This window comes from Nocardiopsis nanhaiensis (genome assembly GCF_054778635.1).
The window spans coordinates 1-15,276 of sequence record NZ_BAAGZJ010000062.1; the positions used below are offsets into that span (position 1 = coordinate 1).

General features: G+C 68.6%; 18 protein-coding genes, 1 pseudogene and 1 riboswitch. Of the genes and pseudogenes, 6 read left to right on the top strand and 13 right to left on the bottom strand.

Going from position 1 to position 15,276, the window contains the following annotated elements; all coding sequences use genetic code 11:
- Positions 1-481: pseudogene (locus ACYVD1_RS24550) on the bottom strand (HNH endonuclease signature motif containing protein); the annotation flags it as partial.
- Between the two features lie 785 nt (positions 482-1,266).
- Positions 1,267-2,178 (bottom strand): penicillin-binding transpeptidase domain-containing protein, encoded by a 912-nt coding sequence (locus ACYVD1_RS24555; RefSeq protein WP_460776853.1) that lies wholly within the window; start codon positions 2,176-2,178, stop codon positions 1,267-1,269.
- Positions 2,179-2,328: 150 nt separating this feature from the next.
- Positions 2,329-2,431, top strand: a riboswitch (glycine riboswitch).
- Positions 2,432-2,576: 145 nt separating this feature from the next.
- Here ACYVD1_RS24555 and gcvT point away from each other — a divergent pair.
- The 5 genes from gcvT to ACYVD1_RS24580 all read left to right on the top strand — a co-directional run bounded on the left by gcvT (position 2,577) and on the right by ACYVD1_RS24580 (position 8,607).
- Positions 2,577-3,692: a glycine cleavage system aminomethyltransferase GcvT gene (gene gcvT / locus ACYVD1_RS24560; RefSeq protein ID WP_460776854.1), complete on the top strand. Its 1,116-nt coding sequence runs from the start codon at positions 2,577-2,579 to the stop codon at positions 3,690-3,692.
- Positions 3,693-3,853: 161 nt separating this feature from the next.
- Entirely contained in the window at positions 3,854-4,234 is a 381-nt protein-coding gene (gene gcvH / locus ACYVD1_RS24565) for a glycine cleavage system protein GcvH (RefSeq protein ID WP_460776855.1), read from the top strand.
- 1 nt (position 4,235) lies between these two features.
- Positions 4,236-5,504 carry a serine hydroxymethyltransferase gene (locus tag ACYVD1_RS24570; RefSeq protein WP_460776856.1) on the top strand — a complete coding sequence of 423 codons (1,269 nt, stop codon included), beginning with the start codon at positions 4,236-4,238 and terminating at the stop codon, positions 5,502-5,504.
- Between the two features lie 86 nt (positions 5,505-5,590).
- Positions 5,591-7,003 carry an L-serine ammonia-lyase gene (locus ACYVD1_RS24575; RefSeq protein WP_460776857.1) on the top strand — a complete coding sequence of 471 codons (1,413 nt, stop codon included), beginning with the start codon at positions 5,591-5,593 and terminating at the stop codon, positions 7,001-7,003.
- Positions 7,004-7,332: 329 nt separating this feature from the next.
- Positions 7,333-8,607: a hypothetical protein gene (locus tag ACYVD1_RS24580; protein WP_460776858.1), complete on the top strand. Its 1,275-nt coding sequence runs from the start codon at positions 7,333-7,335 to the stop codon at positions 8,605-8,607.
- A gap of 55 nt (positions 8,608-8,662) precedes the next feature.
- Here ACYVD1_RS24580 and ACYVD1_RS24585 read toward each other — a convergent pair whose 3' ends face one another.
- From ACYVD1_RS24585 to purU, 10 genes are all read right to left on the bottom strand, one after another.
- Positions 8,663-8,923, bottom strand: coding sequence for a type II toxin-antitoxin system RelE family toxin (locus tag ACYVD1_RS24585; RefSeq protein ID WP_460776859.1), 261 nt, complete (start codon positions 8,921-8,923; stop codon positions 8,663-8,665).
- Positions 8,916-9,167: a type II toxin-antitoxin system Phd/YefM family antitoxin gene (locus ACYVD1_RS24590; protein ID WP_460761084.1), complete on the bottom strand. Its 252-nt coding sequence runs from the start codon at positions 9,165-9,167 to the stop codon at positions 8,916-8,918. Before ACYVD1_RS24590 ends, ACYVD1_RS24585 begins: the two co-directional genes overlap by 8 nt.
- A 105-nt stretch (positions 9,168-9,272) precedes the next feature.
- Positions 9,273-9,863, bottom strand: coding sequence for an Asp23/Gls24 family envelope stress response protein (locus tag ACYVD1_RS24595; protein ID WP_460776860.1), 591 nt, complete (start codon positions 9,861-9,863; stop codon positions 9,273-9,275).
- A 2-nt stretch (positions 9,864-9,865) separates the two neighbouring features.
- Positions 9,866-10,471 carry a DUF6286 domain-containing protein gene (locus ACYVD1_RS24600; protein WP_460776861.1) on the bottom strand — a complete coding sequence of 202 codons (606 nt, stop codon included), beginning with the start codon at positions 10,469-10,471 and terminating at the stop codon, positions 9,866-9,868.
- A 1-nt stretch (position 10,472) separates the two neighbouring features.
- Positions 10,473-10,841: an Asp23/Gls24 family envelope stress response protein gene (locus ACYVD1_RS24605; RefSeq protein WP_460776862.1), complete on the bottom strand. Its 369-nt coding sequence runs from the start codon at positions 10,839-10,841 to the stop codon at positions 10,473-10,475.
- Between the two features lie 13 nt (positions 10,842-10,854).
- Positions 10,855-11,028 (bottom strand): hypothetical protein, encoded by a 174-nt coding sequence (locus ACYVD1_RS24610; RefSeq protein ID WP_460761066.1) that lies wholly within the window; start codon positions 11,026-11,028, stop codon positions 10,855-10,857.
- Positions 11,029-11,067: 39 nt separating this feature from the next.
- Positions 11,068-11,385 (bottom strand): Asp23/Gls24 family envelope stress response protein, encoded by a 318-nt coding sequence (locus ACYVD1_RS24615; protein WP_460776863.1) that lies wholly within the window; start codon positions 11,383-11,385, stop codon positions 11,068-11,070.
- A gap of 2 nt (positions 11,386-11,387) precedes the next feature.
- On the bottom strand, positions 11,388-11,855 hold the full coding sequence (locus ACYVD1_RS24620; RefSeq protein WP_460776864.1) for an Asp23/Gls24 family envelope stress response protein: 468 nt from the start codon (positions 11,853-11,855) through the stop codon (positions 11,388-11,390).
- A gap of 48 nt (positions 11,856-11,903) precedes the next feature.
- Positions 11,904-12,128: a CsbD family protein gene (locus ACYVD1_RS24625; protein ID WP_460776865.1), complete on the bottom strand. Its 225-nt coding sequence runs from the start codon at positions 12,126-12,128 to the stop codon at positions 11,904-11,906.
- Between the two features lie 308 nt (positions 12,129-12,436).
- On the bottom strand, positions 12,437-13,324 hold the full coding sequence (gene purU, locus ACYVD1_RS24630; RefSeq protein WP_460776866.1) for a formyltetrahydrofolate deformylase: 888 nt from the start codon (positions 13,322-13,324) through the stop codon (positions 12,437-12,439).
- Between the two features lie 181 nt (positions 13,325-13,505).
- Here purU and ACYVD1_RS24635 point away from each other — a divergent pair, with 181 nt between their 5' ends.
- Positions 13,506-14,726 carry an amino acid deaminase/aldolase gene (locus ACYVD1_RS24635; protein WP_460776867.1) on the top strand — a complete coding sequence of 407 codons (1,221 nt, stop codon included), beginning with the start codon at positions 13,506-13,508 and terminating at the stop codon, positions 14,724-14,726.
- A 134-nt stretch (positions 14,727-14,860) separates the two neighbouring features.
- On the opposite strand, the gene ACYVD1_RS24640 is transcribed toward ACYVD1_RS24635, so the two are convergent.
- Entirely contained in the window at positions 14,861-15,259 is a 399-nt protein-coding gene (locus ACYVD1_RS24640; RefSeq protein WP_460761047.1) for a DUF3618 domain-containing protein, read from the bottom strand.
- Between the last annotated feature and the right edge of the window lie 17 nt (positions 15,260-15,276).

Consider the following 15,276-nt stretch of genomic DNA (forward strand, 5'->3'; position numbering starts at 1 on the left):
CCACCATCCGCCGGAAGAGGCCAGCATCCGGGCAGTCCTTAGTGTTGCGTGCCTTGACCGCCTTATCAGCGGCCTTGCACACCGCCACCGCCTCACCGATCGACAACAACCCAGAGTCCAAACCTTCCCGGGTGGCGGGCAACTCCTGAGCGAACAACCGGCGCGCCAGCTCGGCGCGCCCGTTGGCCTCAACGGGGGCCATACCCACCGAGTGGATCAGCCAGTTCTGCACCGACCTCTGCCCACCCGCCTCCAACAGGGTCCCGGCCGCCTCCAGCTGCGCCAGCCGCAGCAGCATCGAAAGCTGGGCCTGTTCCATGTCCTCGCACACCTGCGAGATCACGTCCAGGACCTGGCCAGCTGCTCCGGTCGGGGGCACCTCCGCCATTTCCGAGGTGATCTTTCCCCGGGCAGCACCCATGGCGGCCACAGCGGGGGTGTTTCCCGCCGCATTCCCGCACTGCCCGAAAGAAGAAGTCATACCACTAAGGATACCAAGAAAGGCCCAGAAAGGACCTATCCCGGGGGTGACACAACACTTACCCAGCCACCCAAACCCGCCTTTTCCTTCCCCGAAAATAAGCCACCAGGAAAGGAGGACTCATTCCTCGTGTGCATTCTTGGGCAAAGCGGACAAATGTGTTCTAGCATGGGAATGATCTTGCCACCAGTAGCAAGATCATCGGGGTTTTCGCCGCGCACCTTGACCGGCCGCGACACCCGCAACCGGTGTGCTCCGGCGCAGTGGCCGACCCGGCCGCAGGCCGTGCTGTTCGGGGTTCGCCACACACCTTGACCAGCCGCGACACCCGACCCGTCAACGCTCCGGCGCAGTGGCAGGAATCGGCCGCCAGGCCGAGGGGGTTCCGTTTTTCGGGCGGAGCCCGAAATGGCATGGACCTCGACCACCCGTCCCCCTTTCCCGATAGCCGCCAACCCGCCGTCGTAGCGGAGCGGGTCAAGGTGGAGCGCCGTTGACGCGCGAAGCGCTCGATGGCGACGACCTTGAGGCGCGCAGCGGAGACGGCCACAATCACGCGGCGGGAAAGGAGGACACCCCAACCCGAAAGGCAACCCCAACCAGCCCCCACGGGATCCGGCCCTACCGAATACATCCCCACGGAATACATCCCCACGGGATTGTCGCCCAACCACAGAAAACCCCCACCGCCGCGAAACTCGGGGAAGGGAACCGAATTCGGCGCTGGGAACAAGATTACGTCGGGAGAAGGAAAGAGGAAGCAGGTGTCAGTCCCACGGGTCGACTCAGTCCCCCGCTGCGGCCTCCAGGGCCTCCGGGGGCAGGATCTCCAACTCCACCAAGAGCTCACGGCCCAACTCCTCGCGTAGGGCCACGTCGCTGTCCTCCTCGACCTCCAGGCGCAGGGCGAACGTGTGCAGGTCGTCCTCGCCCTCGACCCAGCCGACCCACCAGCCCGGGACCGGATCGACGTCCGCGCCCAGACCGGTCCGGCCGAACAGCTGGTAGCCGTAGCCCTCCTCCATGGCCAGCAGCTCGTGCAGCGCTTCCTGGTGCTCCACGTCGACGGGCAGCTCGGTGCGGGCCAGTTCGGAGATGAAAGTGCTCTGCTCCATGGCGGAGATCTCCAGCGGACCGTCGAGCCAGAACCGGTCCATCACGTCCTCGTCGCCGACCTGGCGGTTGCCGTAGTCGAACCGGTCCACCCAGGTGGACATCCGGTCGAACCCGATCCGGTCGGCCACTTCCTGGTGGACCGGCACGTCCGTCGTCGGCAGGGCCTCGCGCAGACTCAGCTCGTCCTCGCCCTCGGGTGCGACGACCTCGTCGATGCTCTCCACCGCCCCGGTCTGGAGGGCGATCAGCGTGTTCGGCAGCTTGAAAGTGGACGCGGGCACAGCGCGCTCGTCGGCCTCGTCGAGGTTGACGACGACCGCGGAACTGTCTCCGGCGTCGAAGAGCACGAACGTGCCGTTGACCCCGGCGTCCTCGAAGACCGAAGCGAGGTCCTCCCGCTCCACGGTCTGTACGTCACCCAGTTCCACAGGGTTGCCGGCCAACCCATCGTCGGGCTCGGTCTCGTCCTCGGCCCCGCCGCAGGCGATCCCTGCGACCAGTGTGAAGGCGCAACCCGCGGCGAGAGTGAGCCCTCGGGCACGCGCGGTCCGCCCGGGAGCGTGTTCGGTCTCGGTACTCACTCGTCTCCTCCACAGGGTGTCCGAAGGAACGTCCACCCCACACGCTAGGGCATGCGCCCCCTTGGTGGGCCGGGTTGCTCTCGGGGCACCGCCAAGCCGTCAGGCACCCTTGGGCGCCCTGTGTCGCCGCTGCTAGGCTGAACGTGTTGCTGACCCCGTACGGGAGAGTGCCCGCGTAGCCAACACGGGCCGCCGAAGGAGCAATCCCCTCCCCGATGACAACCTCTCAGGCACAGCGGACCGTACGGGCGAGACCACTCTGGAAAGCAGGGGCAGTGTTCCCTCGCCGAAGGTGCAAACCACGCCGAGCGCGCGGTGAAGCTCTCAGGCACCCATGACAGAGGGGGAGGATGGCAACGCCTTACGCACGACACGACGCCCATCCTCCGGGAGTGCCCATGTCAGACCCCACCTCCGCGCCGCGCCGCACCGCCCTTCACAAGATCCACGAAGAGGCCGGGGCGACGCTGGTCGACTTCGCGGGGTGGCTCATGCCGCTCCGCTACGGCAGTGAGACCGCCGAACACAACGCCGTCCGCGAGGCCGCCGGGCTCTTCGACCTCTCTCACATGGGCGAGATCCGGCTCACCGGGCCGCAGGCCGCCGAGGCCCTCGACTACGCCATGGTCGGCTTCCTGTCCAAGGTCAAGGTCGGCCGCGCCCGCTACAGCATGATCACCGCCGAGGACGGCGGTGTCCTGGACGACCTCATCACGTACCGGCTCGGTGAGCAGGAGTACCTCGTCGTTGCGAACGCGGCCAACGTGCCCGTCGTCGCCTCCGCCCTGGCCGAGCGTGCCGAGGGCTTCGACGTCGAGGTGGTCGACGAGTCCGCCGACTACTCGCTCATCGCCGTCCAAGGACCGCGCGCCGTGGACATCCTCGCTCCGCTCACCGACGCCGACCTCAGTGAGATCAGCTACTACGCCGGTTACCAGCACACCGTGGCCGGCCAACCGGTCCTGCTCGCCCGTACCGGCTACACCGGCGAGGACGGCTTCGAGATTTTCGTCAAGCCCGCCGACAAGGCGCCGGAGATCTGGCAGGCGCTCATGGCCGAGGGCAGCAAGCACGGTCTGGTCCCGGCCGGGCTCTCCTCCCGCGACACCCTCCGCCTCGAGGCGGGAATGCCGCTGTACGGCCAGGAGCTCACCGCCGACCTCACGCCCTTCGACGCCGGAATGGGCCGCGTGGTCAAGTTCGAGAAGCCGGGCGGCTTCGTCGGCCGCGCCGCCCTGGAGGAGGCCTCGCGTACCGCGCGGGCACGGCGCCTGATCGGGATCGCCGCCCGGGGCCGCCGCCCGCTGCGCAAGGGTCAGGACGTGCTGCGCGACGGTGCCGTCATCGGGACGATCAGCAGTGGCGCCCCCTCACCCACACTGGGCCGCCCCATCGCCATGGCCTACGTGGACGGCGACCTCGACACCGCGAGCGGAACGTTCTCCGTTGACGTGCGCGGGCGCAGCGAGGAAGTCGACGTGGTCGAGCTGCCGTTCTACAAGCGGCAGTCGTAGGAAACGGGGGGTCGCCCACGACCCTCGAGAACCTGAACGCACCGTCCGACCGGATCCCCACGAAGGACCGGCACTGTCGGGGCGTGACAAGGCGTAGGCCGGGCCGGTTCGCCGCATCAGGCGCACGGCAGACAAATGGAACACCTCCAAGGAGAGTTGAAGTGAGCGTTCCCACGGAGCTGGGTTACACCGCCAAACACGAGTGGGTCGTGGTCAAGGACGGGATCGCCACCGTCGGGATCACCTCGTTCGCCGCCGAGGCACTGGGCGACATCGTCTACGTCGAGGCCCCCGAGGTCGGCAGTGAGGTCACCGCCGACGAGCCCGCGGGCGAGGTGGAGTCCACCAAGTCCGTCAGCGACATCTACTCCCCCGTGAGCGGGGAGGTCGTGGAGGTCAACGAGTCCCTCGAGGACTCCCCCGAGACGATCAACTCCGCCCCCTTCGAAGGCGGCTGGCTGTTCAAGGTGCGGGTATCCGAGGAGCCCACCGGTCTTCTCTCCGCCGAGGAGTACAACAAGCTGACCGAAGGCGAGGCCTAGTATGACCAGCGACAACCTGCTCAACCAGAGCCTGAGCGAGCTGGACCCCGAGGTGTCGTCCGCCGTTGACGCCGAGTTGTCCCGCCAGCGCGACACCCTCGAGATGATCGCCTCGGAGAACTTCGCCCCGCAGGCGGTCCTCGAGGCCCAGGGCACCGTCCTCACCAACAAGTACGCGGAGGGCTACCCCGGCCGCCGCTACTACGGCGGCTGCGAGCACGTCGACGTCGTCGAGCAGCTTGCCATCGACCGCGCCAAGGAGCTCTTCGGCGCCGAGTACGCCAACGTGCAGCCGCACTCTGGCGCGCAGGCCAACACGGCCGTGTACTTCGCGCTGCTCAAACCGGGCGACACGATCCTGGGCCTGGACCTGGCCCACGGCGGTCACCTCACCCACGGCATGCGGATCAACTACTCGGGCAAGATCCTCAACGCCGTGGCCTACCACGTGCGCGACGAGGACGGCACCGTCGACTACGACGAGGTCGCCGCGCTGGCCAAGGAGCACCAGCCGAAGATGATCGTCGCGGGCTGGTCCGCCTACCCGCGCCAGCTCGACTTCGCGAAGTTCCGCCAGATCGCCGACGAGACCGGTGCGCTGCTCATGGTGGACATGGCGCACTTCGCCGGCCTGGTCGCGTCCGGCCTGCACCCCAACCCGGTGCCGTACGCCGACGTGGTCACCACCACCACCCACAAGACCCTGGGCGGCCCGCGCGGCGGCATGATCCTGGCCAAGGCCGAGTACGCCAAGAAGCTCAACTCCGCGGTCTTCCCCGGCATGCAGGGCGGCCCGCTGGAGCACGTGATCGCGGCCAAGGCGGTCTCGTTCAAGGTCGCGGCGAGCGAGGAGTTCGGCGATCGCCAGCGCCGCACGGTGGCGGGCGCCCGCATCCTCGCCGAGCGACTGACCCAGCCGGACGCGGCGGAGGTCGGTGTCAAGGTCCTGACCGGCGGCACGGACGTGCACCTGGTCCTGGTGGACCTGGTCAATTCCGAGCTCAACGGCCAGGAGGCCGAGGACCGGCTGCACGCCGTGGGTATCACGGTCAACCGCAACGCGGTCCCGAACGACCCGCGCCCGCCGATGGTGACCTCCGGCCTCCGGATCGGTACCCCGGCTCTGGCCACCCGCGGCTTCGACGAGGGCGACTTCACCGAGGTCGCCGACGTCATCGCCCAGGCCCTCAAGCCCGAGTTCGACGAGGCCGCCCTGCGCGACCGCGTCAGCGCTCTGGCCGCCAAGCGTCCGCTCTACCCGAACCTGTAGCTGCAACACCCCGCCGTGTGGGCCGCCAGCGGGCCCACACGGCCCGGCCCACGGCCCGCACCCTGTGCTCAATGAGGAGGACAGCCATGGCCATCAGCGTCTTCGACCTGTTCAAGATCGGTATCGGACCGTCCAGTTCACACACCGTCGGCCCGATGAAGGCGGCTAAGACGTTCGTGTCCTGGCTGCGCTCCGAAGGCGTCCTTCCCGAAATCGCCCACGTGCGCGCGGAGCTGTACGGCTCACTGGCCCTCACCGGCAAGGGGCACGGCAGTGACACCGCCGTGATCCTGGGGCTGATGGGACACACCCCCGAGGACGTGGACGTGGACGCCGTCCCGCGCCTGGTGGAGGAGGTCCGGTCGGCCAGGACTCTGTACTTGGGCGGGCCGACCAGCGAGCCGGTCGCGTTCGACCCCAAGGTAGACGTGGACTTCCGCCGCAAGGAGAGCCTGCCCGACCACCCGAACGGGATGCGGTTCGTGGCACTGGACGACGTCGGCGTCGAGGTCTCCGCGAAGGTGTACTACTCCGTCGGCGGCGGTTTCGTGGTGGACGAGCAGGCCGCGGGCGCGGACCGGATCAAGGCCGACGACACCGTGGTCCCCTACCCCTTCGAGAGCGCCGAAGGGCTGCTGGAACTCTGCGCGCAGACGGACATGTCCATCAGCGCCCTGATGCTCGCCAACGAGCAGGCCTTCGGCAGGACCCCGGAGGAGATCCGCGCGGAGCTGTTGGAGATCTGGACGGCGATGCGCCAGTGCGTACGCCGAGGCGTCATGACCGAGGGCAGTCTCCCCGGCGGTCTCAAGGTGCCCCGAAGATCGCACCGGCTGTACCGCCAGCTGGGCGGCAACTGCGACGAGCACGGGCTGCTCGCGCCCACCCACGTGGACCCGGACCCGATGCGCGGCAGCGACTGGATCACGCTGTACGCCTTGGCCGTCAACGAGGAGAACGCCGCGGGCGGCCGGGTGGTGACGGCCCCGACCAACGGCGCCGCCGGCATCGTCCCGGCGGTGCTGCACTACTACCTGCACTTCAGCCCGGGCGCGAGTGACGACGGCGTGGTGCGGTTCCTGCTGACGGCCGCGGCCATCGGCATACTGTTCAAGCAGAACGCGTCGATCTCCGGCGCCGAGGTGGGCTGTCAGGGCGAGGTGGGCTCCGCCTCCTCGATGGCGGCCGCCGGACTCGCCGAGGTGCTGGGCGGCTCCCCCTCGCAGGTGGAGAACGCCGCCGAGATCGCCATGGAGCACAACCTCGGCCTGACCTGCGACCCGATCGGTGGTTTGGTCCAGATCCCGTGCATCGAGCGCAACGCGCTCGCCTCGGTCAAGGCCATCAGCGCCACCCGCATGGCCCTGCGCGGCGACGGGAGCCATTTCGTGAGCCTGGACAAGGTCATCAGGACCATGCGGGACACCGGCCGCGACATGCACGACAAGTACAAGGAGACCAGCCGCGGCGGCCTCGCCGTCAACGTCATCGAGTGCTGAGCTCGGTGCGGCGAGGCCGCTGAACAGCGTGCTTTCCGCTCAGCACAGGGAAGCGATGGAATTCTCCGGGCTCGTCCCGGGTTGTACCGAACGCACGGCCGGAACCGGGCTTGAGCTCCCACCCGCTCGCCCTCTCCGGCCGTCACCCAGGGTCTGGTGGCTTGAGCCCAGCTCGCCACCAGGCCCGCCCCACACCTGAATCACCCTCCGAACCGTTCCCCGATAAACATGAATCGTGAAGGAAATCCTTTATTATTCACTGCAAATAACAGCCGTAAAAGCCGGAGCGGTTAAAGGAAAACGGCGCGTTCGTGGTAGAAAATCCTCCCGTGGATACTCTTACCAAACCCCGCTGCTTTACCGTGCTCGCCCCGTTGGCGGCCCTCTCCCTCCTCCTCTCCGCCTGCGGCTCCTCTGACGACGGCCCCGCGTCGCCCGACGGAGGCGATCCCGAGGCCGAGGAGCAGAACGAGGCCCCGGACGAGCCCTCGCTGGGCGACCCCGGCATCCTCGTGTCGGACTGCAGCGACGGACACCATTTCGGCACCCCGGACTCGCTGTCCCTGACCCTGTTCTCCGCCGAGGACGGTTCCGAGATCCTCGAAACCGAGTACACCGGCGAGGGCATCGAGCACGGCGAGTCCGATGTCCTCTCCCACGGCCGCGCGGTGCAGCCGACCGATGCGGTCGGCCTCCCCGCGGACTGCACGACCCTCGAACGGCGGCTGATCCCCGAGCACGACCTCCTCCTCGCCACCTATGAGGAAGAGGTCAGCGGGAACTCCGTCAAAGGCTTCGGGGCCCTGTCCCAGGACGGCACGTTCACCGCTCTGAGCCCTGAGCAGGAGCTGTCCGACTTCGACGAAGCCGCCGACCACTCCAACCCCGTGTACGACGACGTGGAGAACCGGATCGTCTTCGTCGAGCAGCTGGGCGAAGACCACACCGTCCACGCCATGGACCTCGAAGGCGGCGAGGTCACGGAGCTAGGCACCTGTGAGTCGCATGAGTGCGAGGACCTATCCGTCCCGGACGGTTCCGGCACGCCCGTGATCGTCACGGACATCCACGGGTCGGACGAGAGCGCTCAGGCCGCCCCGGGCGGGTCCTCTTTGATCGTCTCGGAAAACTCCAGGAACGACGGCACCCTCCTGACGGTTCTCGACCTGGACGCCATGGACGACACGCTCCCCTTGGTCCTGGACCAAGAGGTCCTCAGCCCCGAGGACGGGCCCGGCGACCCGGTCGTCGTGGAGGTCCACGGAGGGGTGACCGCCGTCGTGGATGAGGGCACCCTGCTCATGAGCGACAACGAGCTGAGCGTGTGGGAGTTCGACGACGCGACCCTGGCGGACTACGCCGAGGAGTGGGGTGACGAGCCGAGCTTCGAGATGGAGGGCCTGCCCGTCGAACGCTCCCTGATCCCCGAGGGCCCGCGTACGAACTCACAGCCCGCCCCGTCCCCAGACGGCTCGGAGGTCGCCTTCCGCTCCGAGTCGGACACCGGCGAGACCAGCCTGTACACGGTCCCCTTCGACGGCTCCGACGACCCCGCCGAACTCACCGCCCTGAGTGAAGACAGCATCGTCCACAGCTGGCACTAGCCCAAGGGTGGACGCACCCCCGGCGCGTCCACCCTTGTCCTTCATGGGCGCCCGTCTAGTCGTAGGCGGTGGACCTGTGCCCCACCTGCACGACAACGATGACCAGTTGCCCGTTGTCGACCGTATAGATGACTCGGTAGTCACCTACCCGCAGGCGCCGGTGTCCGGCAACTCCGACGAGAACGGTGCTCCCAAAGGCATAAGGGTCGGCCTCCAGCTCCGCGAGCTTACGCAGAATGGCCATGGCGTGTTCCCTGGGAACCTTGCGGAGCTCGGCCTGGGCTTCGACCTTGAAAATGGTGGTGTACTTATTCATCACGCGCCAAGGTCTCGGCCATGACATCGGCGAGCGGCACCGTCGGGGAATCGCGCCGCTCCTCAATGAGACGGCGGAGTTCCTCCTCTTCGCGCTCTCTCGCCTGTTCCAGGACCTCCATCGGCACAAACGCCCCGACCGCTCTGCCGTTGCGCGTGACCACGGTGGCATCACCAGACCGGGCCCGGTCGATCGCCTCGGAGAGGTGGGCACGGAACTCTCGAGAAGTCAGCGTCTCAGTCATGTACTCAAGATACCTTAAGACCATTGTGTACACAGAGTACGCTTCGCCACGGCGAAGGCCGGTGCCCCGGATACAGGGCACCGGCCTTCGCCGCTTCGGGTCCGCTCAGGCCAGGCTGCGCCTGGGGTTCTTGGCGGGCGCGGTCATCGACATGCGGATGACCGCGGGCACCCGGTCCAGTTCGAGGGCTCCGCGCAGGTTGGCGAGCGCCTCCGAACGCACACGCTTCCACACGCTTGCCACGTCGGCGTCCTCGTCGAGGGTCAGCGCCAGGCGCAGGTGCGGTTCGTCGCTTGACTCGGTGAGGCGGGCGCGCACCCTGCGAACGCCCGGGTAGTGGGAGACCTCCTGCTCCAAGGCCCCGCGGGCCACCCCCTCGGACATCTCCACGTTCCCCGCGTCGTTGCGTTCCAGGAACAGTCGGCCCACGGTGTCGTTCATGCCCTGCACCATCAGCCACCTCAGGGCGAGGAAACCGGACAGGAAGGCGACGGCCACCCCCGCGTACGGGACCCACTGCTGTTCGAGCACCTCGTTGACCCGGTCGCTGAGCAGCGGTGTAGCCGCCAGTTCGGCGCCGAGGAACCCCTGACCCACCGCCAGTGCGGCCAGGCCCGCAGCCAACAGCACCGCCCCCACGATCACCAGGCCCAGCCGGTTCCCCCGGGCCGACCTCCGGCACCTGTCGCGCGCCATCGTCAGGCCTCCCCGTATCGGACGTCGGTGGCGATCCGCATGCTGCGCAGCGGGGCCAGCTCCTCCAGTCGCCGCTCCACCGCGGCGGTCACCTCACCGGGCATCCCTGTGGAGTCACGCATGCCGGTACGCACGTGGACCCGGATGCGTTTGCCGCGCACCGCCACGTGCACACCGTCGACCCCGCTGATGCCCTGGGCCGCGGCAGCCACGGTCCGCCGCAGCGCAGGCCTGGTCAGCCCGACGACGAGCGCGGGGTCGTCGGTGCGAAGAACGGTCCACCGGCTCCGGCCGGGGGCCAACGCCACCACGATCAGGGCCAACCCGATCAGGGCCAGGACCGCCGAGGCGATCTGCACGGACGGCTCGGACCAGGTGGCGGCACCCGCGTAGTCGGTGGCCGCCCCTACCGGGATCAGCCGTAGCGGGTTTCCAGCCAGTGCCGCGATGACTTCGGCTGCGGCCACAACGGCCACCGCCAGGATCACGATCCCGGTGAGCACCGCGGGCCAGGACCGGCGCGGTCGGAACGTGTGGACTGCGACCCGCCTGGCCCTGCGGTCGATGCCCTGGCTCGGACGGCCGAGCACCTCTTCCACGGTGGACATGTCAGCGCACCAACTCCGCGATCTCGATGTCGATGTGGTGGACCTGTTTGCCGGTGATCGATTCGACCCGGCCCTTCACGTGTTCGCGTACGGCAGTGGCGACCTGGCGCGCCGAACGCGGATAGCTCACCTCGACACGCAACCTCAGGAGGACGACCTCCCCGCTGACCCGGGCTCGGGCCGCCCGCGAGCGCGCGGCCCGAGCCCCGGGCACCTCCCCACTGGCACTGGCGGCCACCTTCTCGATGACGGAACCGGGGATCTCGGTGCGCCCTCCGGGGTCCCGTGCGCGCGCGTGCCTTCCAGCGGCCTCCCTCGTGGGCGCGGCCTCCCGCTGGCGAGGGACCGTATCGCTCCGAACCCCGACCACGACTCACCCCTGTCTACGCCGACCGCCGTGTGAACATCTCGGCGAGGTCGATCTCACCCTCCATCGCCCGGCCCGCGACGAACCCGACGAGGCCGAGGACCAGTACCAGCGCGAAGGCGAAGAACCCGCCGAATGCCGCCGCGAGCCCGAGCACCGTCCCGTAAGACAGTCCAACGATGGGCCACATGGCTACCCCCTCTCATCAAACGCCCTGCTCATAGCTTTCTCAGCTGGCCGTGCGCGCACCGTCACCGAGCCCGGCGACCACGTCCTCCACTGACACGTGGACGGCGCGGCCGCCGGTCAACGGGGTCAGGCCCCGGCGAATCTCGGCGGCGATCTCCGGCAGCGGACGCCCGTAGCGGACCACCACACCGACCTCGACGTAGTCGTCGCGTATCGCCACCCCGCGGATCATCCCCCCCGGCACCGCCGTACTCAGCGTGCCGAAGTATCCGGAGGACAGCTCGACCACGTCCGGAAAGCGTGTGGCCTCCTCCGCGATGGTCAGCGCGGACTCGCCCGGTGTGTCGCCGCCGGCCACGGCTACTTGACCCTGGGCTCGGTGTCGCCGTCGTCTGAGTCATCGTCCTCGGGCAGATGGATGTCGTCCACGTTGATGTTGATCTCGGTGACCTCGAGCCCCGTCATCCGCTCGACCGCGGTCGTAACGTTGCGGCGTACTGCGGCGGCGAGGTCCTGGATCGCCGCGCCGTACTCGACGACGAGGTCGATGTCGACGGCGGCCTGGCGCTCGCCGACCTCCACCGAGACGCCCTGGGCCACCGACCCTCCTCCGGAGCTGCCCCTGCTCACGGCGTCGCGTACTGCCCCGACCACGCGTGCGGTTCCGCCGCCCATGGCGTAGACGCCACCGATCTCACGCGCGGCCATCCCGGCGATCTTGGCCACGACTCCGTCAGCGATCTGCGTGTGCCCCTGGTCGCTCTTGCTCACCGAGTCGCGCCTCGCACCCGCCTCGCGGGCGCTCGGCACCGCGGCTTCGGTCTTCATGTCCGACACTGGTCCCCCTACGCAGTGTGCAAACCGGCCTGATCGTCCCTACTTCTTCTTGAAGGTGTCCTTGACCTTGTCGCCCGCGGACTCGAAGGCCCCCTCCGCCTTCTCCTTGAGCTCCTCGGCCTTCTCCTTGGCCTGGTCCGCCTTGTCCTTGGCCGCGGCCTTGGCCTGGTCGGCCTTGCCCTCGGCCTCGGTGCCGCGGTCGCCGGTGGCCTTGCCGAAGGCCTCCTTGCCCTTGCCCGCAGCGTCGTCGAAGTGCTTGCCCATTTGTGCCCCCTCTTCGGAGCCTTTTGGCTCAGGGATTGTGGACCGAAACCGGGCCGCCTCGCGTCAAGGCGGCCGGTGAGGTTTCGACCTCATCACACCTTATACGCACGATGTGTAGTCAACAAGGTACTCAAAGCGATAAGAGCCTGGTCGAGCAGGCCATGGTTCTACCATCCTTGCCCCATTCCCACCCCCGGAACCCCACCGACACAAGAAAAACGTCAGGGGTGCCCGTAGGCACCCCTGAGCGTCCGAAACCGGTATTGTCCCGGGCCGCGTCGCCGGAGCGGGCAGCCACTGGAAGGCGTCTAGTCGAAGATGACCGTCTTCTCCCCGTTGAGCAGGACCCGGCGCTGGGCGTGCCAGTTCACGGCGCGCGCCAGGGACACCGATTCGAGGTCGCGGCCGATCGCGGTGAGCTGCTCCGGGCTCTGGGTGTGGCCCACGCGGGAGACCTCCTGCTCGATGATCGGGCCCTCGTCCAGGTCGGCCGTGACGTAGTGGGCCGTGGCACCGATCAGCTTCACACCGCGCGAGTGTGCCTGGTGGTAGGGGCGCGCACCCTTGAAGCTCGGGAGGAACGAGTGGTGGATGTTGATGATGCGCCCGGACATCTTGGTGCAGAGCTGCTCGGAGAGCACCTGCATGTAGCGGGCCAGCACCACCAGGTCGACGTCATAGGAGTCGACGAGCTCCAGGATCCGCCCCTCCTGCTCCCGCTTGGTCTCCGGAGTGACCGGCAGGTGGTGGAAGTCCACCCCGTAGGAGTTGGCGAGGAACTCCAGGTCGGGGTGGTTGGAGACCACCGCGGCGATGTCGATGTCGAGCAGCCCGCTGCGCTGGCGGTAGAGGAGGTCGTTCAGGCAGTGGCCGAACTTGGACACCATGACGATCATGCGCGGCCGTACGTCACGCGCTTGGAGGGCCCACTCGACGAAGGAGTCGCCGGGGCCACGCCCGAAGTCGCTGGCGAGAGCGGCGAAGGCGCCCCGGAGTTCGTCCTCGCTCACCGGTCCGGAGACTCCGGCTTCCGTCACGAACTGCATCCGGAGGAAGAAGCGTCCGGTGAAGTTGTCACCGTACTGCTGGCTCTCGGTGATGTTGCACCCGTGGTCGGCCAGTAGGTTGGCCACCCCCGCAACGATGCCCCGGCTGTCGGGGCAGGCAAGGGTCAGGACGTACTCGCGCTCGTTCATGAAGAGAACCACTCCCGGGGTCGACCGGCTGATCAGCCGTGACACCCCAGGGTATCGAGGACCGGGATCCTGCGGGGCCGTTCCCGGCGTAGCCCGTGTCACCTGCGGATGTACCCGAACGCGAGAAATACGGCCCATCAGACAATATGAAAGACATTCATGTTCTGGCATCCTCAAGGGCATGACAAGCCTGCGTGAGAAGTACGAGGCCGCGACGCGCGAAATCCAGGCCCCCTTCGCCATGGTCGACCTGGCCGCCTTCCGCGCCAACGCCGCGGACCTGACCCGGCGCGCCCACGGCCGCCCCATCCGGGTCGCCAGCAAGTCCGTCCGCAGCCGCGCGCTGCTGCGGGAGGCCCTGGCACAGCCCGGATACGCGGGGATCATGGCCTTCACTCTGCCCGAAGCGCTCTGGTTGGCCACCGACGACCCCCAAGGCCCGCTCAGCGGCGACATCCTCGTCGCCTACCCCACCGCGGACCGCGCCGCCCTGGCCGAACTCGCGCGCACGCCCGGCGCCGCGCGCGTCATCACCCTGATGGTCGACGACACCGCCCACCTGGACTTCATCTCCGCCGCCGTCGCCGACGCCGGCCCCGACGCCCCGCGCCTCCGCGTGTGCCTGGACATCGACACCAGCTGGCAGCCCCTGGGACCCGGCATGCGTATCGGAACCCTCCGCTCCCCCGTGCGCACACCGTCCCAGGCCGCCGAGCTGGCCCGCGCCGTCGTGCGCCGCCCCGAACTGGAACTCGACGGGATCATGGCCTACGAAGGGCAGATCGCGGGAGTGGGCGACTCACCTCCCGGCAGGCCCCTCTACGGCCGTCTGCTGCGCGCCGTCCAGCGCCGGTCCGCCGTGGAACTGGCCAAGCGCCGAGCGGCGATCACCCGAGCCGTCCGCGCCGTCGCCGACGTGCGCTTCGTCAACGGCGGGGGCACCGGGAGCCTGCACACCACCGGTCGCGAAAGGGCCGTCACCGAGCTGGCCGCCGGGTCCGGGCTCTACCAGCCCCACCTGTTCGACCACTACCGGTCCTTCCAGGGCCGCCCAGCGGCCCTGTTCGCGCTGCCCGTCGTACGCCGTCCCGCCCCCGGGGTGGCCACGGCCCTCGGCGGCGGCTACCCGGCCTCCGGGCCGACCGACGCCCAGCGCGCACCGATCCCCCACCTACCCGAGGGACTGTCCTACAGCGCCAACGAGGGCGCGGGCGAGGTCCAGACACCGCTGATCGGTGAGCCCGCCCGCGGGCTGGCCCTCGGTGACCGGGTGTGGATGCGCCACGCCAAGGCCGGCGAGCTCTGCGAACGCTTCAACACGCTGCACCTCATCGACTCCGACACCGGTACCTACGAGGGCGCCGTCCCCACCTACAGGGGGGAGGGCCAGGCCTTCCTCTGAGCCGAAGCCCCGCGTCGGCAGACCTGGAGCAAGAGCGCGAACAAGAGCGACGGGGCCCGCGCGTGCACCGCGCGGGCCCCGTCGAAGTCATTGCGGGGGTTGGAGCGTGTCCGGTGGATGCTGCCCGACCGTTCCTACTTCCTCTTGCGGCGCACCGCCCAGGCGATGACACCGACGGCGACAACGGTTCCTACACCGGCCGCGAGGATCAGCGCCTCGGGGGGCAGCTGGCCGCGCGACTGGTAGGTGGTCACCACCTTGTCGTCACCCTTGAGCACGATGCTGCCCTCTTCGGGCTCCACCAGGTGGCTCTCCACTCGGACGGCACCGCCGCCGACCACGAGCGCGCGGGCCTCGTCGAAGATCCGGGTCCCGTGGTCCTTGGCCTTCGCGAACTGGCGCCGGGCGATGTTCCCGGGCTTGGCCTGTTCGCTGAGCACGTCCAGGGTCTCCGCCAGCCTCCGCTGTTCGCGGTCGATCTCGGCCTTGACCTCCGCCGGCGTCTGGCGCGGTTCGGTGTCGCGTCCCGTCATATGGGGCTGCCTCTCTC

What these genes read in the sequence shown, in the direction of transcription:
- purU (WP_460776866.1), bottom strand. Translation starts at nt 13,324, where the DNA reads ATGAACGAGCGCGAGTACGTCCTGACCCTTGCCTGCCCCGACAGCCGG.
- ACYVD1_RS24620 (WP_460776864.1), bottom strand. Translation starts at nt 11,855, where the DNA reads ATGAAGACCGAAGCCGCGGTGCCGAGCGCCCGCGAGGCGGGTGCGAGG.
- ACYVD1_RS24635 (WP_460776867.1), top strand. Translation starts at nt 13,506, where the DNA reads ATGACAAGCCTGCGTGAGAAGTACGAGGCCGCGACGCGCGAAATCCAG.
- ACYVD1_RS24575 (WP_460776857.1), top strand. Translation starts at nt 5,591, where the DNA reads ATGGCCATCAGCGTCTTCGACCTGTTCAAGATCGGTATCGGACCGTCC.
- ACYVD1_RS24585 (WP_460776859.1), bottom strand. Translation starts at nt 8,923, where the DNA reads ATGAATAAGTACACCACCATTTTCAAGGTCGAAGCCCAGGCCGAGCTC.
- ACYVD1_RS24570 (WP_460776856.1), top strand. Translation starts at nt 4,236, where the DNA reads ATGACCAGCGACAACCTGCTCAACCAGAGCCTGAGCGAGCTGGACCCC.
- ACYVD1_RS24640 (WP_460761047.1), bottom strand. Translation starts at nt 15,259, where the DNA reads ATGACGGGACGCGACACCGAACCGCGCCAGACGCCGGCGGAGGTCAAG.
- ACYVD1_RS24625 (WP_460776865.1), bottom strand. Translation starts at nt 12,128, where the DNA reads ATGGGCAAGCACTTCGACGACGCTGCGGGCAAGGGCAAGGAGGCCTTC.
- ACYVD1_RS24590 (WP_460761084.1), bottom strand. Translation starts at nt 9,167, where the DNA reads ATGACTGAGACGCTGACTTCTCGAGAGTTCCGTGCCCACCTCTCCGAG.
- gcvT (WP_460776854.1), top strand. Translation starts at nt 2,577, where the DNA reads ATGTCAGACCCCACCTCCGCGCCGCGCCGCACCGCCCTTCACAAGATC.
- ACYVD1_RS24595 (WP_460776860.1), bottom strand. Translation starts at nt 9,863, where the DNA reads ATGGCGCGCGACAGGTGCCGGAGGTCGGCCCGGGGGAACCGGCTGGGC.
- ACYVD1_RS24610 (WP_460761066.1), bottom strand. Translation starts at nt 11,028, where the DNA reads ATGTGGCCCATCGTTGGACTGTCTTACGGGACGGTGCTCGGGCTCGCG.
- ACYVD1_RS24600 (WP_460776861.1), bottom strand. Translation starts at nt 10,471, where the DNA reads ATGTCCACCGTGGAAGAGGTGCTCGGCCGTCCGAGCCAGGGCATCGAC.